Genomic DNA, 25,871 nt, shown 5'->3' with positions numbered 1-25,871 from the left:
GATAACCCCGAGTCTTCGCCAAACCTAATCTCCTGGTTATGGTTCCTGGATCTGCGCTTCGCTTGTCCAGTTTGAGACTGCGACCTTGCCGCAAGCGCCGCAGCCGGAGGGTGGGCAAAGCGAAGCGTGCCCGCCATGTGTTGGCACATTGGATGGACGGTGGGCACGGCGCTTCGCGCCTTTGCCCACCCTACGGCAGCGTCACACCACCACGCTCAACCGCTTCGCCGCGCGCGTGATGCCCGTGTACAGCCATCGCGCCCGGCTGTCTTGAAACGCAAAGCTCTCGTCGAACAGCACGACGTCGTCCCATTGCGAGCCCTGCGACTTGTGCACGGTCAGCACGTAGCCGTAGTCGAACTCGTCATAGGGCTTGCGCTGCTCCCAGGCGATCTGCTCGATGCCGCCTTCGAAGCAGTCGGCGCGTACGGAGACCTTCGTCACCTTGTGTCCAAAGTCTTCGTCCGGCGACAACCGCATGCTGAGGATGCGCGATTTGGAGCGCGAGGTATTGCGCGACTTTACGCGCCACAGGCCGCCGTTGAACAAGCCCTTCTTGCGGTTGTTGCGCAGGCACACCAGCTTGTCGCCGGCAACGGGAAACTGGTCCTCGATGTTCTGCCGCTGCCGCACCCGCATGTTGTAGGCGCGGCGGGTGTTGTTGCGGCCGACCAGGATCTGGTCGGCGCTCATGACGCGGTCGGGATCGAGTTCTTTCCGCGACACCACCTCGCTCTCGCCATGGCGGCCGATTTCGAGCTCGCGGCCCTCGCGAACGTCCATTGACATCCGCACGATCGGATCGTCCTGAGCCTGGCGGTGCACCTCGGTCAGCATTGCGTCGGGCTCGGTGTTGGTGAAGAAGCCGCCGCCCTGGATCGGTGGAAGCTGCGCGGGATCACCTAACACCAGCAGCGGGCAGTCGAACGACATCAGGTCGCGCCCGAGCTCGGCATCGACCATCGAGCATTCGTCGATCACGATCAGCTTGGCCTTGGATGCGGGCGCGTCGTCCCAGAGTTCGAAGCTCGGCTGCTCTTCGCCGGATTCGCGGGCGCGGTAGATCAGCGAGTGAATGGTCGAGGCGTTGTCGCAGCCCTTGTTGCGCATGACCAGCGCGGCCTTGCCGGTGAAGGCGGCGAACTTCACCTCGCCGTCGACGCCGTCGGCAATGTGCCGCGCCAGCGTGGTCTTGCCGGTGCCGGCAAAGCCGAACAGGCGGAAGATCGGCGGCGTGCCGCCTCGGCCGGGCTTGGCCTTGAGCCAATCGCCAACGGCTTTTAGCGCGGCATCCTGATGCGGGGTGAAAGTCGCCATTTTTGTCTTGAAGGAGGGCGAAATCGAAGCGATTCGCGATCCCTCAAAACTAACCATTCGCACCGCCGGTTCAAGCGGCGCAAATCCTGCTTCCGGCGGACCTTACTGCCAGCCGGGAACGCCGCGCATGTCCGGCAGGTGATGGGCGATGCCCTTGTGGCAGTCGATGCAGGTCTTCTCGCCCGTGAACAGGAAGCGCTGGTGCGCGACCGAAGCCCGCGGCGATTGCTTCGTGATGTCCATGGAATCGGCGCTGTGGCAGTTGCGGCACTCCAGGGAGTCGTTGGCCTTGAAGCGCGCCCATTCATGCGCCGCGAGCTCGAGCCGGTGGTCCAGGAACTTCTCACGGGTGTCGATCGTACCGAAAATCTTGCCCCAGACCTCCTTGGAGGCCTGCATCTTGCGCGCGATCTTGTCGGTCCAGTTATGCGGGACGTGGCAGTCCGGGCAGGTCGCGCGCACGCCGGAGCGGTTGGTGAAGTGGATGGTCGACTTCAGCTCGGCGAAGACGTTGTCGCGCATCTCATGGCAGCTCGTGCAGAATTTTTCGGTGTTGGTCAATTCGAGCGCGGTGTTGAAGCCGCCCCAGAAGATCACGCCCGCCGCGAAGCCGGCGAGCACGAGCACGCCGAGCCCGAACACCGAGCTCGGCCGGATCAGCACCTGCCAGAGTTCGAGCGCAAAATCCCAGCTCCGCGCGAGGAAGCTCCGCTTTGCCTCCGGCTTTGCATTGGGTTCGTCGGCGGCCGTTGTCATCGACGGCCACCGGGGCTTGCGCGCGACAGCAGCGTGTCGATGTCGACGAAGTCGTTGCTGACGGGCGGAGTGGCAGTGTTCTGCGGCACATGACACTCCGTGCAGAAGAAGCGCCGCGGCGAGATCGAGGCGAGGAACTGGCCGTCGCGATCCATGAAGTGCGTGATGGAGACCATCGGCGCCTGCGACTCCGACGTGCGCGAGCGTGCATGGCAGGACAGGCATTTATTGCTGTTGAGGTCGATCTGGTAGCCGTCGATCGAGTGCGGGATCACCGGCGGCTGCTCCGGATAGTTGCGCGCCTCCTTCTCGGACGTGTTGCGGTTCGGCAGCATCGGCGGCGCCGGACCCTCGTCGTTGAGCGGTGCAGGGCCGCGCAGGCCGGAGGTCACCGTCTGCGCGGTCAGCGCGCTTGCGCCCGCGGCAATCGCGAGCGCCAGCAGGACAATTCCACTTCGCTTCAGCATGGTCACACCCGCTCGATGCGCACGGCGCATTTCTTGAAATCGGTTTGCAGCGAGATCGGATCAGTGGCGTCCAGCGTCACCTTGTTGATCAGCTTGGACTCGTCGAACCACGGCACGAACACCAATCCGCGCGGCGGCCGGTCGCGGCCCCGGGTCTCGACGCGGGCTCGGATATAGCCGCGGCGCGAGACCACCTTCACCTCGTCGCCGCGGCGGAGTTTTGCGTCCTGGGCGTCGTCGGGATGCATGAAGCACACGGCTTCGGGGAACGCCTTGTAGAGCTCGGGCACGCGGCGCGTCATGGTGCCGGAGTGCCAGTGCTCCAGCACGCGGCCGGTCGAGAGCCAGTAGGGATAGTCGTTATCAGGCGATTCCGCCGCGGGCTCGAAAGGAAGCGCGAAGATGCGCGCCTTGCCGTCCGGGTAGCCGTAGAACTGCACGTCGGTGCCCTGCTTGACGTAGGGATCGCTGCCCTCGCGGAAGCGCCACTTCGTCTCCTGGCCGTTGACCACCGGCCAGCGCAGGCCGCGCTCGCGGTGATAGCTCTCGAACGGCGCGAGGTCGTGGCCGTGGCCGCGGCCGAAGGAGGCGTATTCCTCGAACAGGCCTTTCTGCACGTAGAAGCCGAACGCTTTGGATTCGTCGTTGGCGTAGCCTTCCTCGATCTCGGAGGTCGGAAATTTGTCGACCTGCCCGTTCCTGTACAGCACGTCGAACAGCGTCTTGCCGCGATAGTCCGGCTTCTTGACGATCAGCTCCTCGGGCCACACCTCCTCGATCTTGAAGCGCTTGGAGAACTCCATGAGCTGCCAGAGATCGGATTTGGATTCGCCCGGTGCCGTGACGAGCTGGTGCCAGAACTGGGTGCGTCGCTCGGCATTGCCATAGGCGCCTTCCTTCTCCACCCACATCGCGGTCGGCAGGATGAGGTCGGCGGCGAGCGCCGTCACCGTCGGATAGGCATCCGAGACCACGATGAAGTTGTCGGGGTTGCGGAAGCCAGGATAGGTCTCCTCGTTGATGTTGGGACCTGCCTGCAGGTTGTTGTTGACCTGTACCCAATAGGCGTTGAGCAGACCGTCGCGCAGCATCCGGCTTTGCAGCACGGCGTGATAGCCGGGCTTGTCGGGAATGGTGCCCTCGGGCAGCTTCCAGATGTGCTCCGCCTTGTCGCGGTGCTCCTTGTTGGTGACGACCATGTCGGCCGGCAGGCGGTGCGAGAAGGTGCCGACCTCGCGCGCGGTGCCGCAGGCCGAGGGCTGGCCCGTCAGCGAGAACGGGCTGTTGCCGGCCGACGAGATCTTTCCGGTCAACAGATGGATGTTGTAGACGAGGTTGTTGCACCAGACGCCGCGGGTGTGCTGGTTGAACCCCATCGTCCAGAACGAGACCACCTTGGTCTTGGGATCGGCATAGAGCTCGGCGAGCGCCTCGAGGCGATTGAGCGGCACGCCGGACATCTTTGCCGCTTTCTCCAGCGTGTAGTCCGACACGAATTTTGCGAACTCCTCGTAGCTCATCTCGGTGGAGTCGTTGGCCTTGGCCGCACCGGTCGCCTTCTTCTGCAGCGGATGGTCGGGCCGCAGGCCATAACCGATGTCGGTCTGGCCACGCCTGAACACGGTATGCGCGGCGACGAAGTCCTTGTTGACGCGGCCGGTCTTGATGATGTGGTTGGCGATCGCGTTGAGGATGTAGAGATCGGTCTGCGGCACGAACACCATGCCGATATCGGCGAGGTCGAACGAGCGGTGCTCGAAGGTCGAGAGCACGGCGACACGGACATGCGGCGCGGACAGCCGGCGGTCGGCCACGCGCGTCCACAGGATCGGGTGCATCTCCGCCATGTTGGAGCCCCACAGCACGAAGGCGTCGGTGGCTTCGATGTCGTCATAGCAGCCGGCCGGCTCGTCGATGCCGAAGGTGCGCATCATGCCGGCGACCGCCGAGGCCATGCAGTGGCGCGCATTGGGATCGATGTTGTTGCTGCGGAAGCCGGCCTTGTAGAGTTTCGAGGCAGCGTAGCCTTCCCAGATCGTCCACTGGCCGGAGCCGAACATGCCGACGCCGCTCGGGCCGCGCTTTTTCAGCGTGTCCTTCCACTTCTCGGCCATGATGTCGAAGGCTTCGTCCCACGAGACGGGCGTGAAGTCGCCGTTCTTGTCGTACTTGCCGTTCGTCTTGCGCAGCATCGGCTGCGTCAGCCGGTCGTGGCCGTACATGATCTTGGAGAGGAAGTAGCCCTTGACGCAGTTGAGGCCGCGACTGACCTCGGCCTTGATGTCGCCATGGGTGGCGACGACGCGGTTGTCCTTGGTCGCGACCATCACCGAGCAGCCGGTGCCGCAGAAGCGGCAGGCGGCCTTATCCCATTTCAATTCGGATGCGTCGCGCTCGGAGACGAGATTGGCGGCGAGAGCTGGCGCCGGCATTCCTGCGGCGGCGGCCGCGATTGCGGCGGCCTCGAGCTTCAGCATCTGGCGGCGGTCGAGCTTGGGCGACGTCATGATGGCTCTCCCGGCCTTAAACCGTTTCGATGGCGTGAAAGACGAGTGCCGCGGAGTAGACGTGCGGCAGCGATTGGATGGTGTTGAGGATTGTGCCGAGGCTGCCGGCGTCGGGTGCTTCGGTCACCACGACAAGCTTGCCGCGCGCATCGCGGCCGTGGATCTCGCAGCCGGGGAGCGCAGTGATTTCGGCCTCGAGCTCGGCGAGGTGGTCGGGGCGCGCCTGCACCAAAATGCTGGCAATCTCGCCGCCCGGCGGCGGCACGATGCGCTCGGCAGTGAGCACCCGGCCGGTGATCAATGCGCGGCGGTTGAGGGTCATGTGGGCCATGATGCCTGTCTTTCGCTTGGGGAATTCAATGCGGGGGCGGCGGGCCGGGAGGCCCTGCGAACATCTGGTAGATCCAGACGGCGAGGCCGTAGGAGCCGACCGTTCCCACTGCGAGGACGGGCATCACGACCGCGGTCAGGAACAGGAACGCAAAGATTTCCATGCGCCGGCGGCGCAAACGCCCAGTCGTGTCGTCGCCAGGGGCCGACATATTCGGTCTCTCTTGCAGTGATGAGAATCTGGACGGCATCCGGGCCGTTACCTTGCAGAGTCTCAGATTAGGCAAGCCGAGCGTTGCCAACCTTGACATGGATCAAGGCTGATTGCACCACCTAAGTGGTTGCCGGTTCCAATCGTTTACTTAAAGTTGTTGGGCTGGATTGAACGTTGTCAGACCAAATTGAGCAAGTGCGAGCGTCCCGTGCGGCGGAATTGCACCGGCATGGACAGCGCTCGCTCGTTCTCTAGAATGCCGGCAACAAAAATAATCTTGGGAGAGCTGCGTCATGAAGTTCGGCATCTTCTACGAGCTGCAACTGCCACGGCCGTGGGTGGCGGGCGACGAGCTCAGGCTCTACCAGAACGCACTCTCGCAGATGGAACTCGCCGACAGCCTCGGCTACGACCACGCCTGGGTCGTCGAACATCACTTCCTCGAGGAATATTCGCACTCGCCCTCGCCGGAGTCCTTCCTCGCCGCCGCCAGCCAGCGCACGCAGAGGATCAGGCTCGGTCATGGCATCCTCCAGCTCACCACCAACCATCCCGCGCGCGTCGCCGAGCGAGTCGCGGTGCTCGATCTGCTCTCGAACGGCCGCTGCGAATTCGGCATGGGCGAGAGCGCATCCATCACCGAGCTCGAGCCGTTCGCCCGCGACATGGAGTCCAAGAAGGAGGTGTTCGAGGAGGCCGTGCGCGCGATCTTCCCAATGTTCAAGGACGGCGGCAGCGAGCATCACGGCAAGTATTTCGACATCCCCTTGCGCAACGTCGTGCCCAAACCGGTGCAGAAGCCGCATCCGCCGCTGTGGATGGCGTGCTCGCAACTGCCGACCATCGAGCGCGCCGGCCGCCATGGCTTCGGCGCCCTGGGCTTCCAGTTCGTCAGCGCCGATGCCGCGCATGCCTGGGTGCATGCCTATTACAACGCCATGACCAAGCGGCTGCACAAGCTTGCCGACTACGAGATCAACCCGAACATGGCGCTGGTGTCGTTCTTCATGTGCGCCAAGACGGACGAGGAGGCACGTGCCCGCGCCGATGGCGCCACCTTCTTCCAGTTCGCGCTGCGCTTCTATGGTGCCTCACAGAACCGCCAACGTCCCGCGCCCGGCACCGTCAACATGTGGGACGAGTACAACAAGTGGAAGCGCGACAATCCGGAGGCGCAGGAGGCCGCGCTGCGCGGCGGCCTGATCGGCTCGCCCGAGACGATCCGCAAGAAGCTCAAGCGTTTCCAGACCTCGCATATCGACCAGGTGATCCTGCTCAACCAGGCCGGCAAGAACAGCCACGAGCACATCTGCGAATCGCTCGAGTTGTTCGCCCGCGAGGTGATGCCGGAGTTCCAGAACGACCCGGAGCAAGCCACTTGGAAGCAGGGCGTGATGAGCGGCGCGATCAAGCTCGAGGAAATCGACACAGAGGCCTTCACCGACCGCTACGGCAAGCTCGCCATCAACGTCGCGCCGGCGAAAGTGGCGGCTGGGTAGGGCGCGTCTAGCGGCATGGGCCCCGGCTCAGCAGCGCAGCGCCGGGACCCACGCGGCAGGTGAGGGCGACGCCTTCCGATGCGCCGCCCTTGCTGGTATCTTCAGCCAAAAGAATGTTTGGCGGAGGAAAGCAATGCGGTCTCAGGCGGTGCCCGCAAATCCGGCGGCTGGCGATGTTACGCCGGCGGTGCTCGCCATCGGCCGCCCCGATTTTCCAAGGATCCTCATCGACACGCTGCGCCGGCAGGCCGGGGTCGGCCATTGCATGGTGTTTGCGCTGACGCGCACGGGCGCGGCGCGCTGCCTGCTCGATGCCGGCAACATCCCGATCGGCGGCGACCTCGGCGCGGCCTATGCCGGCCAGTTCCACGAATCCGATCCCAATCGCGATGCGCTGTTCGAAGGCGAGGAAAGCGCGCCGATCGTGCTGCCGTCCTTTGCGCCGCGCATGTATGGCGCGCGTTACCGCAAGATCTTTTTCAACGATTCCGGGATCGTCGACAAATGTGCGACCGCGATCTGGGTCGACGACACCTGCTTCTATGTCAATTTCTATCGCATCGCGTCCCAGGGCCGCTTCAGCGCGGCGCAGCTCGCGCGTCTTGAGACCATCTCACCGGCGATCGGCGCGAGCGTGGCGCGCCATTTCCAGCACGGCACGACGGCAACGCCGGACCAGGCCCTTGCCACGTTGTTTGCGACGTGCGCGCCGCTCGCCAGCCTCACGCCGCGGGAGCGGGAGGTCTGCCGCCGCATCCTCCTCGGCTTCAGCTCCGAGGCGATCTCGCAAGGACTGGGCATCAGCCTGCACTCGACCCTGACCTACCGCAAGCGTGCCTATGAGCGGCTCGGCATCTCCTCGCAGAACGAACTATTCTCGATCGTGCTGAGCCTGCTCGCTGGGCCTCATGGCCTGAACTGAGGGGATTCTAAGTCCGCGATACCTCCTTCCGAAAGCACAGCGGATAGGCAGCCCGCCGGCCAGGATCGTCGCCTTTTGACCCTAAGCCGATGTAGCTCTTGCCCGCACACGACAGTATATGTTCGGCAGAATCGCACGGGAGCACACCATGCACATCACGATTGCCGGTTCGGGCAATGTAGGCCGTGCGCTGGCGGGCGGATGGCTCAAGACCGGCCATCGCGTGACGTTCGCGACGCGCGACGTGGCCGGCGACAAAGCCGCAGAGCTAAGAGAGCAGGGTTTTGGCGTTGTCCTCCTGAACGATGCTGCAACCAGTACCGATGTGATTGTGCTCGCGGTCCCCTGGGCCGCCGTCGAGGCGACGATAAGATCGCTGGGTGACGTCGCCGGCAAAGTGTTGATCGACACGACCGATCCTCTCAAATCCGGAAGGGAGCTTGCGATCGGATTTGGCGATTCAGGCGGCGAGACCGTAGCGCGGCTTGCGCCGAGCGCGCGCGTCGTCAAAGCATTCAGCACCACGGGCTCCCGCAACATGGCAGACAGCAACTATCCCGGTGGAAAGCTGATGATGGCACTCGCCGGCGACGATACGCCCGCCAAGCAGATCGTCATGGCGCTTGTCGCAGACCTCGGTTTCGACCCGATCGACACCGGCCCACTGGCCATGAGTCGCTACCTTGAGCCGTTGGCAATGCTGTGGATCAACCTCGCTTACACGCAGCAGCTCGGACCGAATATCGGGTTCGCGCTGCTGCGAAGATGAAGAACCGATCTGGTCTGACGAAATGGCGACCCGAGCTGTCATTTCGGCAAATCGATCGCGAGGAAACGATCGGCCAGGACTGATCGGTAGGTCCCCTTCTGGCCCTTAGCAGTCTTCCGTCTCAGGCCCCAGAATGTCGGCTGTCGGACTGAGAGCGGGTCAAGGTCGGAGCGTGTTCGCTCCGCCGGGCGATTCGGACCTCGACGCGTTCCGCGAGGAGAAGCGCGTCGTCCACGTCGCTACCTCAATATCAAGCGGTACTCGCAATTTTTATGTTGCCGAACAAGAGTTCGGCGTTAACCACCGCTAACGGTTCCCGTCTGAGCGAAATCGCTTCGAAGTTTCTTAAATTTTGCTGGGTACCTCTTCCGGGCATAGTGATCTTGGGGAAAGACATGAGTAAGCGGGCCAAACGTCGAAAGGCAGAGACGCTCGCAATACCAATGGCCGCGAGAGTTGCAATTGGCGCCGTGGCCGTCGCCATCGTGGGGTACAGTTTGCTGGCTCGCCCGAGCGTGCAACCGAACCGAAAACCGTCCGCGCTACAAGCCCAGGCGTCGTCAACTCCGGTTTACGTGTCAACTCCAGTTCGTGCATCAGCGCCAGTTCCGGCTCCCATTCCGGCCCCGGCGCCTCTGGTCGAACCGCCAAAAGCCGGTGCTGGCGTTCCCGGCGCATTTGTCCGGCAGGTGGTTGACTACGCCAGCCACCAGGCGCCGGGCACCGTGATCATCGATACCGGAAACACATTCCTTTATTTCGTTTTGAACGACAGGCAAGCGATGCGTTACGGCATCGGTGTTGGCCGCGAAGGTTTCACATGGTCCGGTGAGCAGACTGTGGCCCGTAAAGCAGAATGGCCGGATTGGCATCCGCCTGTGGAGATGGTCTCGCGTCAGCCTTATCTGCCGCGGTTTATGGCAGGCGGTCCCACCAACCCGCTCGGCGCTCGGGCGATGTATCTCGGCGAGACCGAATATCGAATTCACGGCACCAACAACCCCGATACGATCGGGAAGCGGGTTTCGTCCGGCTGTATCCGGCTGACCAATGAGGACGTCACAGACCTTTATGAGCGGGTGAAAGTCGGAGCGAAAGTGATCGTGCTTCCGGCAGCCGCTGCCCGTCGACCGTCCCAGGGAGCGCCGCCCGACGCCGCTTTCCGGTTGCCGGACCCTGCATCGCCGTCGAAGCGGCCCTTGGCGGCTAACGCGCAGATGCTGTCATCCGGACCGAAGATCGCCGAGGCCCAGTAACTCAGCCCTCCGTCCTCGGACTTATGAACACACGTCCCAATTCCGCCTGTCCCTATCGCTAGGGACAGACTGCGGCGCCGCAGTGCGATAGTCTGGCCTTAAGGATACAACGATCCAGGGGAGACCGCCTTGAGCACCGCGCCGCGCATCGACATCGACCCGGCCTCGTTCTGGGCCGATCCCTATCCGATGCTCGCGAGGATGCGACAGGAGGCGCCGATCGCCTTCGTGCCGCAGCTCGGCTCGACGCTGCTGGTGAGCCGCGACGACATCTCGATTTCCGAGAAGCAGATCGACGTGTTCTCCTCGCATCAGCCGCAGGGGCTCATGAACAGGCTGATGGGCCACAACATGATGCGCAAGGACGGCGAGGCGCATCAGGTCGAGCGGCGCGCGTTCTTTCCCGCGGTGTCGCCGAGGACGGTGAAGGCGCACTGGACCGCGCAGTTCCAGGCTCATGCCGACCGCATCATGGATAGGATCGAGCCGGGCGCACGGATCGACTTCATGGCCGACTTCGCGCTGCCGTTCTCCGGCGAATGCCTGAAGTCGATCACCGGCCTTACCAATATCGGCTTTGCCGAGATGGATGCCTGGTCGCAAGGCATGATCGAGGGCATCGCCAACTACACCGGCGATCCCGCGGTCGAGGCGCGCTGCCATGCGGCGACCGCCGGCATCGATGCCGCGATCGACGACATGCTGCCTGTGATGCGCAAGCATCCCGACCAGAGTCTGCTCGGCTTCCTCCTCGCATCGGGCATGCCGATGGAGAGCGTGCGCGCCAACGTCAAGCTCGCGATCTCCGGCGGCCAGAACGAACCGCGCAAGGCGATCGCCGGCACGGTCTGGGCGCTGCTGACCCATCCCGAGCAGCTCGATCTCGTGCGCAAGGGCGAGGTGTCTTGGCTCCAGGCCTTCGAGGAATATGCCCGCTGGATCTCGCCGATCGGCATGTCGCCGCGGCGCATCGCGAAGCCGTGGACCATCCGCGACGTGTCGTTCGAGCTAGATGAGCGCGTGTTCCTGATGTTCGGTTCGGCCAACCGCGACGAGAAGCATTTCGAGCGCGCCGACCAGTTCGACGTGCGACGAGACGTCTCCAAGAGCGTGGCCTTCGGCGCCGGCCCTCACTTCTGCGCCGGCGCCTGGGCCTCGCGTGCCATGATCGCGGACGTCGCGCTGCCGACCGTGTTCGCACGCGCCAGCTGGATCGAGATCTCAGGCGACGAACCCGTGCGCATCGGCGGCTGGGCCTTCCGCGGCCTGCTCAATCTGCCGGTGAGATGGCTGCAGTAGGTCGCAAAGGGATCTGCGCTCGCAACAACGGGACTGAGGCACGCGCTCGCCACAGTCTTGCTGTCATCGCCCGCCTAGTGCGCACTTGCGCACTGGGGCGGGCGATCCAGTACGCCGCGGCAGTCGTGTGGAACGTTTAACGTCTCTGGAATACTGGATTCCCCGCTTTCGCGGGGAATGACGACGGTTGATGAGGCAGTACTATGCCGACCATCACGAGGCGCGGCGAGAGCGGACCCCACTCCACGCGGCATGATGACATCATGCTGGTGTTTTGCCCGACGTGTCAAACGGCTTCGGAAAATGCGTATGCCATGAGCAGACGGCCCATCGGCTACTTTGCATGGGGTTGTTTTCGATATTTTTGTAATCCGGTCGCCCGGACCCTCGGGCCGAACTGGTTTCTTCGTGATTCCAAGCGCTCCCATGACGCGCTCGTGCAATGCGCGCGACCGTCACATTCGCGTGCAGAAAATTTCTCTCTGCATTCGCTCCGCCGCTTGAAACATTAGTCATGCGCGCAGCCGCGTGCGCAGTGCGCGCATCGCTATTTTTCCGCGCGTCTCGACACCTTCGCCAAGCCACACCATCATTCTCGCAATGCGAATGAATGACGGCCGCGCGCGGCCGGGAGTGTTGAATGCAACGTCGGGACTTTCTCAAGCTATCTGTCGGAACAGCAGCTATCGCTGCGTTCGCCTCGCGCACGAAGGCGCAAGGCGCCGTGAAGGAAATTCGTATCGGCTACCAGAAGAACGGCGTGCTGGTCATCACGCGCCAGCAGGCCGCATTGGAAAGACATTTCGCCCCGCAAGGCGTTGAGGTGAAATGGGTCGAGTTCTCCTCGGGTCCGCCGATGATGGAGGCGATGAATGTCGGCGGCGTCGATTATGGCGCGGTCGGCGATTCCCCACCGGTGTTCGCCCAGGCTGCGGGCGCCGCGATGGTTTATGCCGCAGGCCAGCCCATCACCAACGGCCAGGGCATCCTGGTGCCGAGGGATTCGCCGATCCGCTCGATCGCTGAGCTGAAAGGCAAGCGCATCGGCTTCACCAAGGGCTCCAGCGCCCACAACATCGTCGTGCAGACGCTGGAGAAGGCTGGTCTCACCTATGCCGACATCACGCCGGTGTATCTGGCGCCGCCGGACGCCGGCCCCGCCTTTGCCAATGGCAGCATCGACGCCTGGGCGATCTGGGATCCCTACTTCGCGATCGGCGAGACCAAGCAGAACGGCCGCATCCTGATCAATGCGCGCGAGGTCACCAAGACCAATTCCTTCTACATCGCCAACCGCGATTTCGCGAAGAATCACGGGCCCATCCTGCAACAAATCGTCGACGTGACGACCGCGACCGCAAAATGGGCCGAACAGCACCGTGACGAGGTCGCGAAATCGCTGGCCGCTGTGACCGGCATCCCCTTGGACATCCAGACCATCGCCGCCAACCGCTCGGCCTTCGTGGTCGGCCCCGTCACCGACGACATCGTTGCGACCCAGCAGGGCGTTGCCGATCGCTTCTACAAGCTCGGCCTGATCCCGAAGCCGATCGCGATCCGTGACATCGTCTGGCGCAGCACGGCGACCTGATCGTGCCGACCAGCCTTCCCACGCACAAGGGTTTGAACATGAGGCGTATCATCCAGCGTCTGATCGCGGCTATCGTCCTGTCGATCGGCATCGTCGCCGCCGCGGTCGGCACGTCCTTCGGCCGGGACAAGGTCGTTCGCATCGGTTATCAGAAATACGGCAAGCTGGTGCTGTTGAAGAGCAAAGGCACGCTGGAGCCGAAGCTCGCGGCCGAAGGCTACAAGGTGGTGTGGACCGAATTTCCGTCGGGCCCGCCGCTGCTTGAAGCGCTCAATGTCGGCGCGATCGATTTCGGCAACACCGGCGAAGCGCCGCCGATCTTCGCGCAGGCCGCCGGCGCGCCGATTCAGTATGTCGCCTATGAGCCGCCGGCGCCGAAGGGTGAGGCGATCCTGGTGCCGAAGGACAGTCCGCTGAAATCGGTCGCCGATCTCAGGGGCAAGAAGGTGGCGCTGAACAAGGGTTCGAACGTCCACTATCTCCTGGTCAAGGCGCTGGAGCAGGCGGGCGTCAAATATTCGGAAATCGAGCCGGTGTTTCTGGCGCCGGCCGATGCGCGCGCCGCCTTCGAGCGCGGCGCGGTCGATGCCTGGGTGATTTGGGATCCGTTCCAGGCGGCGGCGGAAGCCGCAACTGGTGCGCGCACGCTCACCGACGGCAGCAACATCGTCTCGAACTACCAGTTCTATTTCTCCTCGAAGAAATTCCTCGAGGCGGGCCCGAAGATCGTCGACGCCGTGCTCGCCGAGCTGAGCGCGGTCGACGACTGGGCCAAAGGCGACATCCATGCCGTCGCCGAGCAGCTCGCCCCGTCCATCGGACTGTCGGTGCCCGTGGTCGAGGTGGCGCTCAAGCGCCAGTCCTACGGCATCAGGCCGATCACGGATACGGTCGTCGCCGATCAACAGCAGGTTGCCGACGCATTCCTCGCGCTCAACCTGATCCCGAAAGCAATCAAGATTTCCGACGTGGCGCGGAGGCCAGGATCATGAGCAAGAGCATGAGCAAGCAAGCTGACGCTGACATCCTCTGGTTCCTGCCGACCCACGGCGACGGCCGTTATCTCGGCACTGCGACCGGCGGACGCGAGGTCAACTTCAACTACCTTCGCCAGATCGCGCAGGCCGCCGACCAGCTCGGCTATTTCGGCGTGCTGCTGCCGACGGGGCGAAGCTGCGAGGATTCCTGGATCGTCGCCTCCAGCGTCGCGCCGTTCACCGAGCGTCTGCGCTATCTCGTGGCGGTCAGGCCCGGGCTGCAATCGCCGAGCGTCGCCGCGCGCATGACGTCGACGCTCGACCGCATCACAAACGGCCGGCTGCTGATCAACGTCGTCACCGGCGGCGATCCCGTCGAGAACAAGGGCGACGGCATCTTCCTGCCCCATGACGAGCGCTACGAGGTCACCCGGGAATTCCTGAACGTCTATAGCGACCTGCTCGCGGGCAAGACGGTGAATGTCGAAGGCAAGCACATCCGGATCGAGGATGGGCGGCTGCTGTTTCACCCCGTGCAGTCGCCGCGGCCGCCGCTCTATTTCGGCGGCTCATCGGATGCCGGCATCGACGTTGCCGTCGACACTGTCGACAAGTACCTCACCTGGGGCGAGCCGCCAGCGCAGGTCGCCGAGAAGATCGCGAAGGTGAGGGAAGTTGCAGCCCCCCGCGGCCGCAAGCTCTCCTTCGGCATCCGCCTTCACGTTGTCGTCCGCGAGACCAACGAGGCTGCATGGCGGGCGGCCAACGAGCTGATCAAGCATGTCAGCGACGAGACCATCGCGGCGGCGCAGAAGAACTTTGCGCGCATGGATTCCGTCGGCCAGCAACGCATGGCGCAGCTCCACGGCGGCAAGCGCGACAAGCTCGAGATCGGCCCGAACCTGTGGGCCGGCGTCGGCCTGGTGCGCGGCGGCGCCGGCACGGCCCTGGTCGGTGACGCCCAGACGGTGGCTGCGCGCATCAAGGAGTATCAGGAGATCGGCATCGATACCTTCATCATGTCGGGCTACCCGCATCTCGAAGAGGCCTATCGCTTCGCCGAGCTGGTCTTCCCGCTGCTTTCGCTCGAGCACGGCAGCAATGTGACGCGGCTGCATCCCAACAACGGTCCGTTCGGCGAGACCATCGGCAACGATTACCGGCCGCACAAACAGGCATCGCAATCATGAGCCTCATCGACAGTATCTCGCTTCCGCGTGGCGTTCGCCTGCCGCGCGCGGGCGGCCTGATCCAATGGATCGCGCCGCTCGGCATCATCGCGATCTGGCAGGCGGCCAGCGTCACCGGCTTCGTGCCGACGCGGGTGTTGCCGGCGCCGAGCGACGTCGTGCTGGCGGGGTGGAAGCTGCTGCTCTCCGGCGAGCTCGTCCGCAACATCTGGGTCTCGTTCTGGCGCGCCTCGATCGGCTTTCTGATCGGCGGCAGCATCGGCTTCGCCTTTGGCCTTGCCAACGGCCTGTCGCAGCTCTCGGCAAAGCTCACCGACACCACGCTGCAGATGGTGCGCAACGTGCCTCATCTGGCGCTGATCCCGCTCGTCATCCTCTGGTTCGGCATCGACGAGAGCGCAAAGCTGTTCCTCGTGGCGTTGGGGGTGTTCTTCCCGGTCTACCTCAACACGTTGCACGGGATCCGCACCGTCGACCCCCAGCTCATCGAGATGGGCCGCATCTACGGCATGACCGACGGCGAGTTGTTCCGCCGGGTGATCTTCCCGGGCGCACTGCCCTCGATCTTCGTCGGCATCCGCTTCGCGCTCGGCATCATGTGGCTGACCCTGATCGTTGCCGAGACGATCGCAGCCTCCTCGGGCCTCGGCTACATGGCGATGCAGGCGCGCGAGTTCATGCTGATCGATGTCGTCGTGCTGTCGATCCTGATCTACGCCCTGCTCGGCAAGCTCGCCGACAGCGCCTCCCGCGTGCTGGAGCGTCTGACGCTCGCCTGGCACCCTGCCTCCCAGAAACGTTGAGAGTGACATGCAGACAGCCCTTCGTACCTCCCTTCCCGAAACCGAACTCGCAAGCCGCGCCAATTTCGCACCAACGGCCCGCGTCGCACGCGAGGAGCGGCCGGCGCATGCGAGCGGCCTGCCGCTCAGCATCCGCGGTTTGCGCAAATCCTTCGGCGAAAATGAAGTGTTGCGCGACATCGACCTGCATATTCCCGCCGGCCAGTTCGTCGCGATCGTGGGAAAGAGCGGCTGCGGCAAGAGCACGCTGCTGCGCCTGATTGCCGGCCTGGAGACAATCGACGCCGGCAGCATCAGCTTCGGCGATGAAATTCGGCCCGAAGACATCCGCGTGATGTTCCAGGAGCCGCGGCTGCTGCCGTGGGCGCGCGTGCTCGCCAATGTCGAGGTCGGCCTCGGCCGCGACCGCGCCTCCATCGACGCGCAGCCGCGGGCCGAGAAGGCACTGGGCGAGGTCGGGCTTGCCGATAAGCGTGGCCAGTGGCCCTCGGTGCTGTCGGGTGGACAGAAGCAGCGCGTCGCGCTGGCGCGCGCGCTCGTCTCGCGTCCGCGCGTACTCGCCTTCGACGAGCCGCTCGGCGCACTCGATGCGCTGACCCGCATCTCGATGCAGCGGCTTTTGGAGCGCGTCTGGCGCGATCAGGGCTTTACCGCGATCCTGGTCACCCATGACGTCTCGGAAGCGGTCGCGCTGGCCGATCGGGTGCTGGTGATCGAGGAGGGCCGCATTGCCCATGACGTCTTGGTTAACGCAGCCCGGCCGCGCCAGCGTGGCTCGGTCGAGCTTGCGGGCCTCGAAGGCTCGATCCTGAACCACCTTTTGTCGGCGGACGATCGTACCTAAATGTACGGAGACCCCGCTTCGGGGAGCATGCCATGAATGTAGTTCCCCGCGATCTCATGACCGAAACTCCCGTCTCGTTCGCCGATTTCCGCGGCGCCATGCGCCACCTCACCGGCGGCGTCAGCGTCATCACCGCCGGACGCGGGAAGGACGTCACCGGCATGACGGTGACCTCGGTGACCTCGCTCACGGTCGATCCGCCGACGCTGCTCGTCAGCATCAATCGCGACGCGTCCTCGTTCCCGCTGATCCGGCGTCACGGTGCCTTCGGTGTAAACATTCTCAATGCCGACCAGCTCGACATCGCCGAACGCTTCGCCGGCAAGGGCGGGCTGAAGGGCGCCGATCGCTTCGCCGGCGCCCAGTGGGTGACGGGCGTCTCGGGGGTTCCGCTGCTGGCCGGCGCATTGTCGGCATTTGATTGCGAAGTCGAGGAGATCCTCGAACGGCACTCGCACGGCATCGTCATCGGCCGTGTCAGGCACATCAGGAGCTCCACCCGCAGCGCCGCGCTGGCCTATTGGCACGGCCAATATGTGGCGGTCGATCACGACGAGGACGCGGCAAAGCTTGCTGACGTCAGCGTTCCCGCGCGCGGCCGGCGCGGCATTTGATCACCGGAGCAAGGCTGGCCTTTTCCCCGTCATCGCTCTAGAAGCGCTGCCTTAAGCCTTCCCGCTGGAAGGCATGGGAGCGGAACGATGAAGCGCGTGGCGACCTGGGCCTTCTACGCCATCGGCGCGCTGGCGATCGCCTATCTCGCGCTCTATGCCTATGCGACCTTCCGCGGCCAGCCCATCATTCCCGGCGACCCTATCCACATCTTCCGCAAGCCGGACGCGCCGAGTTATTCGTGATCTCGTAGGGTGGGTTAGCCGACCACGTCCGCCGTAGCTCCACGAGCGAAGGCGGAAGGCGTAACCCACCACTGTCTATTTCGGCGGAAACCAAAGAGGTGGGTTACCACCCTACGAACTCAACTCCGCAAAATCGCCAGCGCCAGCGCCTGCGCGCGCGGGACGATGCTGTCCAGCTCGAGATATTCCTCCGGCGTATGCGCAAGGCCGCCCACCGGCCCGAGGCCGCAGATGGTCGGCGTGCCGACCGCCGCCGTAAAACCGGAATCGGCGCAGCCGCCGGAGAACTCGCCCTGCAGCGTGGTGAGGCCGACCTCTCTCGCCGCCGCCTGGTAGCCTTCGAACAGCGCCTTGGAGTCCTCGCTCTGAACCGCCGGCAGGAATTCGCCCTTGACCGTCAGCACGGCGCTGGTGCCGGGCACGTAAGGCGTGGCCATGATCCGTTCGATCTCGGCCATCACCTTGGCACGATCGGCAGGATCGATGTAGCGCAGGTCGATCTGGCCTTCCGCATAAGGCGCCGTGGTGTTGACGGACTGGCCGCCAGCGACCAGGCCGACATTCAGCGTGATGCCCTTGGTGAGATCGGTCAGCGCGTGGATCTGGACGATCTTGTGCGCGAGCTCGCCGATCGCGCTGACGCCGGCGGCGAAGTTGGCGCCGGAGTGCGCGGCTTTGCCGGTGATGCCGAAATGCATGAAGATGCCGCCCTTGCGGCTGGTGACGATATTGCCGGTCGGACGGCCCGGCTCGGAATTGTAGACCGCGCGCGCGGCGCGTCCCTCGCGCTCGATCACCGGGCGCGACGAGGGCGAGGCGATCTCCTCGTCAGAGGTGATCAGCACCTTGATCGGATGCGGGCTGCCGCCGAATTTCTGGAAGGCCGCGGCCACGAACACATTCATGACGAGGCCGGCTTTCATGTCGGCGACGCCGGGACCGTAGGCGCGCTTGTCCCGAATCGTGAACGGGCGCCGTGTGGCCTCGCCCTTGGAGAAGACCGTGTCGCGATGGCCCATCAACAGCACCGGCTTCTCGTTGCTGCCGGGTTTGGCGACCTCTGCATGGATCGCATCGCCGAACGTGCCGTGGCTTTCCCGCCAGGTGGAAATGCCGTGCTCGGAAAAATGCCGCTCGAACCGCGCGCCGACCGCATCGACACCTTCCTTGTCGTAGGATCCGGAATCGATGTTCACGACGTCGCGCAACAGATCGATCATCGCCTGCCGCTGCGACGCCAGCCATTCCGTGATTCGAGCCTCAGACATTGTCACCTCGCGTGGTTCTCGCCTGCGCTTATAGGGTGTCCCTCGCGCCCGACCTAGTCGCCGAATGCGGCTCGGCTATGCTGTCGATCCGCGGGTTTGGACGCACAATGCTCCTCCAACGTTGTCCTGGCTTTCGTCAGGACGACACCGTGGGTGTGGCCGATGTGGTCGCCCACAATAAGAATGCCCGGGACTTGGGCCCGGGCATTCGCAGCTTAGAATATTCGCTGTAGCCGCCTCACGCCCCCACCATGGGCATGCGCGGATATTCGCCGGGCGTGCCGGCGGGCGGGATCGGGATGCCGCCGTCGGCGTATTCGTTGAGCTTGTTGCGCAGCGTGCGGATGGAGATGCCGAGGATGTTGGCGGCATGGGTCCGGTTGCCGAGGCAGTGCTTCAGCGTCTCCAGGATCAGGTCGCGCTCGACGTCGGCCACCGTGCGTCCCACCAGCGCCCGCGTCACCTGCTCGGCCGCCATCGTCGCATGGGCCACGGCGGGCGCGGTCCTGGCGATGTCGAGGCGGTCGCCGTCCGGCGTAATGATGGCATCAGCCCCGATCTCGTCGCCCTGCGCCATCAGCACCGCGCGGTGCATGGTGTTTTCGAGCTCGCGGACGTTGCCCTGCCAGCGGTTGGTGGAGAGCACGCGGCGCGCGTCCGCCGAGATCGGGCGCAGCGGCACGCCGTTGGCGTCCGCATATTTCTTCACGAAATGCTGGGCGAGTTCGAGAATGTCGGCCGGACGCTCCCGCAGCGGCGGGATCTTCAGGTTGACGACGTTGAGGCGGAACAGGAGATCCTCGCGGAAGGTGCCTTCGCGCACCGCCTCCGCCAGATTGCGGTTCGAGGTCGCGATGATGCGGATGTCGACCGGCACCGGCCGGGTGCCGCCGACGCGGTCGATCACGCGCTCCTGAATGGCGCGCAGCAGCTTCGACTGCAGGCGGACGTCCATCTCGGAGATTTCGTCGAGCAGCAGCGTGCCGCCTGTCGCCTCCTCGAACTTGCCGATGCGGCGCGCGACCGCGCCGGTGAAGGCGCCCTTCTCGTGTCCGAACAGTTCGGACTCCAGGAGATGCTCGGGGATCGCGGCGCAGTTGATCGAGATGAACGGACGCTTGGCGCGCGCCGAGCGCATGTGGACGTAACGGGCCAGTACTTCCTTGCCGGTGCCGGATTCGCCGGTGATCATCACCGAGGCGTCGGAGCCGGCGATCTGCTGGGCGAGCTTGATCACACGCGCCATGGCGTCGTCGCGGTAGACGAGTTCGCGGGAATCGTTGGCGACCGCTGCAAGCACCGCGGCGATCAGCTCGGGCTCCGGCGGCAGCGGAATGTATTCCTTGGCCCCGGCATGGATCGCGGCGACCGCGGCGCGGGCGTCGTTGGTGATGCCGCAAGCGACGATCGGAGCGTGGATGTGCTCGGCCTCGAGCCGCATCACGAGGTCGCGGATGTCGAGGGCCACATCGACCAGCAGCAGGTCGGCGCCCTTGCCGCCGCGCAGGACGCGCATGGCCTGCTCGTGATCCTCGGCGTGGGTCACGGTGGCGCCGTTCTCCATCGCGATCTTGGTTGCGGTGGTGAGCTGGCCCTTCAGTGTGCCAACGATGAGAAGCCGCATGTCAGTCTCCTGTCCGTCTGTCCGCGCTGCCGCGCGCTATTCCCTGCGATTTTCGCTGCAGCATGATCCGGAAAAGGGCGTGTCCGTGTTCCGAAGGGATCATGCTCAAAACAATCAACCTCGTTCGGTCTTGATGATTTCGGTCATAGTCACGCCGAGCTTATCTTCGACCAGCACCACCTCGCCGCGGGCGACTAGGCGGTTGTTGACGTAGATATCGATGGCCTCGCCGACGCGGCGGTCGAGCTCGAGCACGGTGCCGGGCCCGAGCTTCAGCAGCTCGCCGACATCCATCTTGGAGCGGCCGAGCACGGCCGAAACCTGCACCGGCACGTCGAACACCGCCTCGAGGTCGGCGGCGACGCGGGCCGCGTATTCGTCCTCGTTGTAGCCGACATCGGCGCCGGCCGGCGCCATCGGGCCGTTGAGATCGGGCAGCGGGACCTGTCCGTCGGTGTCGCTCATGGTTTAATTCCCCCTGCGGGACGCGATATAGCGTCCGGCCAGTTCGTCGACCTTGGCCGCGATGGCACCGCGGTCCAGCACGACGCCGCCATCGGCCCATTCGATCCGGCAGTCGCCGGTCGCAATCTCGGGCTCGGCCAGTATCACCAGCCGCCCTTCGAAACCGCTCTGCTTGGCGAGCCGTTCGATCTTCTCGCGTGCGCTGTCGTAGAGCGCGTCGTTAATGCGGACGACGAGATGCGGCGTCGCGACCAGGTGCGAGAAGCAGTCGCGCACCACCGCCATGATCTCGCCGAGCGGCTCGGCCGCGACCAGCTCGGCGCACAGCTTGCGCGCCACGGCCACCGCGACGTCGACCGCCTCGGTCTCCATCCTGGCCTCGATGCTGCCGATGCCGGAGGCGATGTTCCTGATCGCGATGTTGATCTCTTCCATCGCGAGCGCGACGCGGCGGTCGCTCTCCGCCTTGGCCTCGCGCTGACCGGCGGCGAAGCCGTCCTGGTAGGCGCGCGCCTCGGCTTCCGCGACCTTCTGGGCGATCTCGGCGGCCGACGCGGCCTTCTCCCGCGTCCGGTCGGGCGCGGCGAAGTCGGTGTCGAACAGGAATTTCGCGGGTGCCGCCATCAGTACACCAGCTCGTCGTCGGCGCGGTTCTTGGTCAGCATGATCTCGCCCTTGGCGGCGAGGTCTTTGGCGAGGTTGACCAGCAGCGCCTGCGCCTCGTCGACGTCGCGCAGCCGGACCGGGCCCATCGCCGCCATGTCGTCCTGGAGCATCTTGGCTGCGCGGGAGGACATGTTACCGAAGAAGAAGTTGCGGACATCCTCGTTGGCGCTCTTGAGCGCGACGCCGAGCTTGTCCTTGTCGACGTTGCGCATCAATGTCTGGGCCGAGCCGGAATCGAGCTTCACGAGATCGTCGAAGGTGAACATCAGCGCCTTGATGCGCTCGGCCGATTCCCGGTTTTCCTCTTCCAGCGAGGTGATGAAGCGGGTTTCGGTCTGGCGGTCGAAATTGTTGAAGATCTCGGCCATCACCTCGTGGGCGTCGCGGCGGCGGGTCTGCGACAGGTTGGACATGAATTCGGTGCGCAGCGTCTTCTCGACACTCTCAATCACCTCCTTCTGCACCGCCTCCATCTTCAGCATGCGACCGACGACGTCGAGCGCGAGCTCCTCGGGCAGGATGCCGAGCACGCGCGCGGCGTGCTCCGGCTTCAGCTTCGACAGCACGACCGCAATGGTCTGCGGATATTCGTTCTTCAGGTAGTTGGCGAGAACCTCTTCCTGCACGTTGGAGAGCTTCTCCCACATGTTGCGCCCCGCAGGGCCGCGGATCTCGTCCATGATGCCGTTGACGCGCTCCGGCGGCAGGTACTGCTGCAGCAGCCGCTCGGTGGCGTCGAAATTGCCCATTAGCGCGCCCGATGCCGACATGCGCGAGACGAATTCGAGCAGCATGTCCTCGACCGTGTCGACCTCGACGGTGCCGAGCGTCGACATCTCCAGCGAGAGCTGGCGCACCTCCTCGTCGTCGAGCAGCGACCAGATCTTGCCGCCATACTGCTCGCCCAGCGCCAGCATCAGGATCGCGGCGCGCCGCGGTCCCGGCAATTGCGCAGTCGCAGGGCCGCCCGCACGGCTGCCGGCGCGGGCACCCAGCGTCGAGATCACGCTGGTGATGTCTTGCGAGTTGGCGTTTTGCAAGGAGGCGGCCATGTCAATTCACTCGGATCATTTCGCGGGTTCGGTCAGCCACTGGCGGATGATGGCGACGGTTTCGTTGGGATTGCGCTCGGCGAGCTCGCCGACGCGATGAACGGACTGGGCGTGGACCTGGCCCTGGATCGTGGCGACATCGATCGCGCTCGCGGTGGCGCTGCCGCCCGGCAGCAGCGCCTGGCCGCCCGCGGTCGGCGCTGCCTCGTCACCGGCGGGGCCGGCGAGCACGCCGCTGATGGCGGCAGCGACTTCGTCGGAGGCCAGGATGCGTTTGACCAGCGGACGGATCACCATGAACATCACGACGAGGCCGAGCAGCATCATCACGCCGAGCTCGACGAAGTACATCACGTCGTCCTTGGTGAACTGCAGCATGCCGAGGAAGCCGCCGGGTTCGCCGATCGGGGCGGTGGAGGGCGCATCGGCAAAGCGCAGGTTGACGACCTCGACCTGGTCGCCGCGCCTCTGGTCGAAGCCGATCGCCGAGCGGACCAAAGTGGCGATGCGGTCGAGCTGCTCCTTGGTGCGGTCCTGGTAGACGAGCTCGCCCTTCTCGTTCTTGGAGTAGATGCCGTCGACCAGCACCGCGACCGAGATGCGGTTGACGCGGCCGGCTTCCGTCACCTCGGTCTTGGTGGTGCGGGAGATCTCGTAATTGTTGGTCTCTTCGGTCTTCTTGCTCTGGTCCTTCGCCGTAGCGCCGCTGTTCTGCTGGTTGCCCGGCAGCTCGTTGTTGACGGTGACCTGGCCGTTATTGTCGGCGGTGAGGCTCGATTCCTCGCGGGTCTGGCTCGAGCGCAGCACGCGCCCTTCCGGATCGAACTTGTCCGAGGTCTGGGTGATCTTGTTGAAGTCGAAATCGGCGGAGAGCTGCACACGGGCGCGCCCCGAACCGACCACGGAGGACACGATGTCCTCGACCTGCTTGCGCATCCGCTTCTCGAAGGCGGCGCGGCGCTCGTCGCCGACGGTCTGATCCGCATCGGTGGCGGCGCCGTCGGCCAGGAGTTGGCCGGATTCGTCGACGATCGAGACCCGCTGCGGCTTCAGCCCGTTCACCGCGGAGGCGACGAGGTGGCGGATGGCGCGGATCTGCTGCGCTTCGAGCGCGCCGCGCACCCGCAGCACGATCGAGGCGGACGGCTCCGGCGCCTCGCGCGAGAACAGCGGACGCTCGGGCAGCACGAGATGGACGCGGGCCGCCTGGATGCGATCGATGGCGCGGATGGTACGGGCGAGCTCGCCTTCCAGCGCGCGCAGGTGATTGATGTTCTGGACGAAGCTGGTGGTGCCGAGCGCATCCGACTTGTCGAACACCTCGTAGCCGACGCCGCCACCCTTGGGCAGGCCGCCTTCGGCGAGCTTCATCCGCAGCCGGGTGACCTTGTCCTTGGGCACCATGATGATGCTGCCTTCATTGCGCAGCTCGAACTGGATGCCCTGGCGTTCCAGATCCTTGATAATGCTCGAGGAATCCTCGACGCTGAGATCGGTGAACAGCGTCGTCATCTGCGGCGTGGTGACGCGCATGATGACGAAGGCGAAAAAGCCAATGAGCGCGGCGGTGACTGCAATCATCGCCGCGAATCGCGCCGCGCCCAGACCCTTCAGGAAGTCAACCAGACCTTGCAAGCAACCGCCCCGACAGATTCGATCCGCATTCCCGAGCGGTCGACTGGGCAATTATTGCCTAGGTGATGGTTTCGATATGGTTAACGAAGATTAAGAGGTCGGACAAAAGTGGCGACATGAAAAAAATCGACCTCGCGGGGCGAGGCCGATTTTTGTCAAAAGCCGCAAATTTCCGGATCGCTTACTGGCGATATTGCTGGATGCGGGTGGTGCGAAGGCCCGCCAGACCATGCTGGTCAATGGAAAACTGCCAGGAGAGGAATTCGTCGACCGTCAAGGTGTAACGGCTGCAGGCCTCCTCAAGGGACAGAAGTCCGCCACGCACAGCGGCGACGACTTCGGCCTTGCGGCGGATGACCCAGCGTTTGGTGCCGGGTGCGGGCAGATCCGCGATCGTCAGCGGACTGCCGTCCGGCCCGATGACGTATTTTACCCTCGGGCGATGGGGTTCTGTCATGGCGTACTCACAAACTCTCAACCACTGAACTCACGCCGTAACCCTACGCCGCCCGGCTTAAAAATTGGCTAAGCCTAAGGCTTCAATACAATTCTCGTTGAAACGGACGGGAACGCGGCCGGCCCGGCAGGCGGAGCGCATGGTTCGGGCCGGCCGGGCGGGCAGAAGGTAAATACTTTACTAACAAACAAGGCCCGCGCGTGATGTCGCGAGGCTCTCAATCGTCGTCCCGGGGCGTGCGCAGCACGCGCCCGGGACTCATAACCACACAGGGAGTAGTTCTTACGAAGACTCGGGGCTACTGCTTCGCGCCACAACCACTCCCTGGGGTTATGGGTCCTGGCCTTCGCCAGGACGACATTGAATGTGCGGCAGCGGCGCGTCGCCTCAGTTGCTGCTGCCGACGATGCTCTTGACCTGGCTGACCGTGTAGCTGTTGCCGTCGATGGTCAGCAGCGGCGGCGATTGGGTCAGGTCGACGGATGAGACCGTGCCCTGGACCTGCGCGGCGATGCCGACATTGTTGTTCGCGATGTCCTTGCCGGTCGCCGTAATCGTGTACTTGCCGTCGGGCCACTGCGTGCCGTCATTGCCCTGGCCGTTCCAGGTGAACGGAATGTCGCTGCCGGCGCCGGCGGTGTATTTGCCGGTGAAGACGGTCTGGCCGCTGGAATTGGCGATCGAGATGTCGACTGTCGCGCTGGTCGGCACGTTGAGGTGCCATGTCGCGGACGAGCTCTTCATCGTCGCGGTCGTGCCGTCGACCACCGCGGTCTTGCCGACGAAGCCGAGTGCCTGGGTTGCCTGCGTGGTCTGCTGCAGGCTGACGAGGGTGGCGAGCGAGTCGTTGGTCTTGAGCTGCTGCTCGACGCCGGCGAACTGCACGAGCTGCTGGGTGAACTGGTTGGTGTCGAGCGGATCGAGTGGGTTCTGGTTCTGGAGCTGCGTGGTCAGCAGCGTCAGGAAGGTCTGGAAGTTGCCGGCCAGCGTCGATCCCGTCGTCGAGCTCAGGGAGTTCGACGAGGACGACGACGATGACGTCTGGGTCGTACCGGAAACGACCGAAGGGGCGGTGGCGGCATTCGTGGTGGTCATGTCGAATACTC

General features: G+C 64.5%; 26 protein-coding genes. 12 read left to right on the top strand and 14 right to left on the bottom strand.

The features are described 5' to 3' along the window. Positions 1–201: 201 nt before the first annotated feature. The 6 genes from MTX21_RS21055 to napE all read right to left on the bottom strand — a co-directional run bounded on the left by MTX21_RS21055 (position 202) and on the right by napE (position 5,589). Positions 202–1,317, bottom strand: coding sequence for an ATP-dependent RecD-like DNA helicase (locus tag MTX21_RS21055; RefSeq protein WP_280966616.1), 1,116 nt, complete (start codon positions 1,315–1,317; stop codon positions 202–204). Between the two features lie 102 nt (positions 1,318–1,419). Next, positions 1,420–2,073: a NapC/NirT family cytochrome c gene (locus MTX21_RS21050; protein ID WP_280966615.1), complete on the bottom strand. Its 654-nt coding sequence runs from the start codon at positions 2,071–2,073 to the stop codon at positions 1,420–1,422. Continuing rightward, positions 2,070–2,540: a nitrate reductase cytochrome c-type subunit gene (locus MTX21_RS21045; RefSeq protein ID WP_280966614.1), complete on the bottom strand. Its 471-nt coding sequence runs from the start codon at positions 2,538–2,540 to the stop codon at positions 2,070–2,072. The genes MTX21_RS21050 and MTX21_RS21045 overlap by 4 nt, the downstream gene beginning before the upstream one ends. A gap of 2 nt (positions 2,541–2,542) precedes the next feature. Beyond that, positions 2,543–5,047 (bottom strand): nitrate reductase catalytic subunit NapA, encoded by a 2,505-nt coding sequence (gene napA / locus MTX21_RS21040; RefSeq protein WP_280966613.1) that lies wholly within the window; start codon positions 5,045–5,047, stop codon positions 2,543–2,545. A 16-nt stretch (positions 5,048–5,063) separates the two neighbouring features. Continuing rightward, positions 5,064–5,378 (bottom strand): chaperone NapD, encoded by a 315-nt coding sequence (locus tag MTX21_RS21035; protein WP_280966612.1) that lies wholly within the window; start codon positions 5,376–5,378, stop codon positions 5,064–5,066. A 25-nt stretch (positions 5,379–5,403) separates the two neighbouring features. Beyond that, entirely contained in the window at positions 5,404–5,589 is a 186-nt protein-coding gene (gene napE / locus MTX21_RS21030) for a periplasmic nitrate reductase, NapE protein (RefSeq protein WP_027553314.1), read from the bottom strand. A gap of 295 nt (positions 5,590–5,884) precedes the next feature. Between napE and MTX21_RS21025 the strand changes: the two genes are divergently transcribed. The 12 genes from MTX21_RS21025 (at position 5,885) to MTX21_RS20970 (ending at position 17,598) form a co-directional block, all read left to right on the top strand. Continuing rightward, positions 5,885–7,090 (top strand): LLM class flavin-dependent oxidoreductase, encoded by a 1,206-nt coding sequence (locus tag MTX21_RS21025; RefSeq protein ID WP_280966611.1) that lies wholly within the window; start codon positions 5,885–5,887, stop codon positions 7,088–7,090. Positions 7,091–7,223: 133 nt separating this feature from the next. Continuing rightward, positions 7,224–8,012 carry a LuxR C-terminal-related transcriptional regulator gene (locus MTX21_RS21020; protein ID WP_280966610.1) on the top strand — a complete coding sequence of 263 codons (789 nt, stop codon included), beginning with the start codon at positions 7,224–7,226 and terminating at the stop codon, positions 8,010–8,012. A gap of 148 nt (positions 8,013–8,160) precedes the next feature. Next, positions 8,161–8,781, top strand: coding sequence for an NADPH-dependent F420 reductase (locus MTX21_RS21015; protein ID WP_280966609.1), 621 nt, complete (start codon positions 8,161–8,163; stop codon positions 8,779–8,781). 395 nt (positions 8,782–9,176) lie between these two features. Further along, positions 9,177–10,037: a L,D-transpeptidase gene (locus MTX21_RS21010; RefSeq protein ID WP_280966608.1), complete on the top strand. Its 861-nt coding sequence runs from the start codon at positions 9,177–9,179 to the stop codon at positions 10,035–10,037. 129 nt (positions 10,038–10,166) lie between these two features. Beyond that, positions 10,167–11,336: a cytochrome P450 gene (locus tag MTX21_RS21005; RefSeq protein WP_280966607.1), complete on the top strand. Its 1,170-nt coding sequence runs from the start codon at positions 10,167–10,169 to the stop codon at positions 11,334–11,336. A 640-nt stretch (positions 11,337–11,976) separates the two neighbouring features. Next, complete coding sequence (locus MTX21_RS21000; RefSeq protein ID WP_280966606.1) at positions 11,977–12,927, top strand: sulfonate ABC transporter substrate-binding protein; 951 nt, start codon at positions 11,977–11,979, stop codon at positions 12,925–12,927. 38 nt (positions 12,928–12,965) lie between these two features. Beyond that, positions 12,966–13,919: a sulfonate ABC transporter substrate-binding protein gene (locus MTX21_RS20995; protein ID WP_280966605.1), complete on the top strand. Its 954-nt coding sequence runs from the start codon at positions 12,966–12,968 to the stop codon at positions 13,917–13,919. A gap of 8 nt (positions 13,920–13,927) precedes the next feature. After that, positions 13,928–15,094: an FMNH2-dependent alkanesulfonate monooxygenase gene (gene ssuD, locus MTX21_RS20990; protein WP_280966604.1), complete on the top strand. Its 1,167-nt coding sequence runs from the start codon at positions 13,928–13,930 to the stop codon at positions 15,092–15,094. Continuing rightward, positions 15,091–15,897, top strand: a complete 807-nt coding sequence (gene ssuC, locus MTX21_RS20985; protein ID WP_280966603.1) for an aliphatic sulfonate ABC transporter permease SsuC — start codon at positions 15,091–15,093, stop codon at positions 15,895–15,897. The genes ssuD and ssuC overlap by 4 nt, the downstream gene beginning before the upstream one ends. A 7-nt stretch (positions 15,898–15,904) precedes the next feature. Beyond that, entirely contained in the window at positions 15,905–16,741 is an 837-nt protein-coding gene (locus MTX21_RS20980; RefSeq protein ID WP_280966602.1) for an ATP-binding cassette domain-containing protein, read from the top strand. 32 nt (positions 16,742–16,773) lie between these two features. Then, entirely contained in the window at positions 16,774–17,355 is a 582-nt protein-coding gene (locus MTX21_RS20975; RefSeq protein ID WP_280966601.1) for a flavin reductase family protein, read from the top strand. Positions 17,356–17,442: 87 nt separating this feature from the next. Further along, positions 17,443–17,598, top strand: coding sequence for a hypothetical protein (locus MTX21_RS20970; RefSeq protein ID WP_280966600.1), 156 nt, complete (start codon positions 17,443–17,445; stop codon positions 17,596–17,598). Positions 17,599–17,717: 119 nt separating this feature from the next. On the opposite strand, the gene MTX21_RS20965 is transcribed toward MTX21_RS20970, so the two are convergent. From MTX21_RS20965 to MTX21_RS20930, 8 genes are all read right to left on the bottom strand, one after another. Continuing rightward, entirely contained in the window at positions 17,718–18,866 is a 1,149-nt protein-coding gene (locus tag MTX21_RS20965; RefSeq protein WP_280966599.1) for a M20 family metallopeptidase, read from the bottom strand. Positions 18,867–19,104: 238 nt separating this feature from the next. Continuing rightward, a complete protein-coding gene (locus tag MTX21_RS20960) occupies positions 19,105–20,490 on the bottom strand; it encodes a sigma-54 dependent transcriptional regulator (protein WP_280966598.1) in 1,386 nt (461 codons plus the stop codon). 114 nt (positions 20,491–20,604) lie between these two features. After that, a complete protein-coding gene (gene fliN, locus MTX21_RS20955) occupies positions 20,605–20,955 on the bottom strand; it encodes a flagellar motor switch protein FliN (protein ID WP_280966597.1) in 351 nt (116 codons plus the stop codon). 3 nt (positions 20,956–20,958) lie between these two features. Beyond that, positions 20,959–21,579 (bottom strand): FliH/SctL family protein, encoded by a 621-nt coding sequence (locus MTX21_RS20950; RefSeq protein ID WP_280966596.1) that lies wholly within the window; start codon positions 21,577–21,579, stop codon positions 20,959–20,961. Next, entirely contained in the window at positions 21,579–22,673 is a 1,095-nt protein-coding gene (gene fliG, locus MTX21_RS20945) for a flagellar motor switch protein FliG (protein ID WP_280966595.1), read from the bottom strand. Before fliG ends, MTX21_RS20950 begins: the two co-directional genes overlap by 1 nt. A 15-nt stretch (positions 22,674–22,688) precedes the next feature. Further along, positions 22,689–24,308 carry a flagellar basal-body MS-ring/collar protein FliF gene (gene fliF / locus MTX21_RS20940; protein WP_280966594.1) on the bottom strand — a complete coding sequence of 540 codons (1,620 nt, stop codon included), beginning with the start codon at positions 24,306–24,308 and terminating at the stop codon, positions 22,689–22,691. Between the two features lie 181 nt (positions 24,309–24,489). Next, a complete protein-coding gene (locus MTX21_RS20935; RefSeq protein ID WP_002714638.1) occupies positions 24,490–24,765 on the bottom strand; it encodes a DUF1153 domain-containing protein in 276 nt (91 codons plus the stop codon). Positions 24,766–25,152: 387 nt separating this feature from the next. Then, the gene (locus MTX21_RS20930) at positions 25,153–25,860 is read right to left on the bottom strand and encodes a flagellar hook capping FlgD N-terminal domain-containing protein (RefSeq protein ID WP_280966591.1); all 708 of its coding nucleotides are present in this window, start codon (positions 25,858–25,860) and stop codon (positions 25,153–25,155) included. Positions 25,861–25,871 lie beyond the last annotated feature (11 nt).

Origin of the sequence: Bradyrhizobium sp. ISRA430 (genome assembly GCF_029909975.1) — a bacterium.
Classification (GTDB): Bacteria; Pseudomonadota; Alphaproteobacteria; order Rhizobiales; family Xanthobacteraceae; genus Bradyrhizobium.
This window is presented reverse-complemented; position numbering and strand designations above follow the sequence as displayed.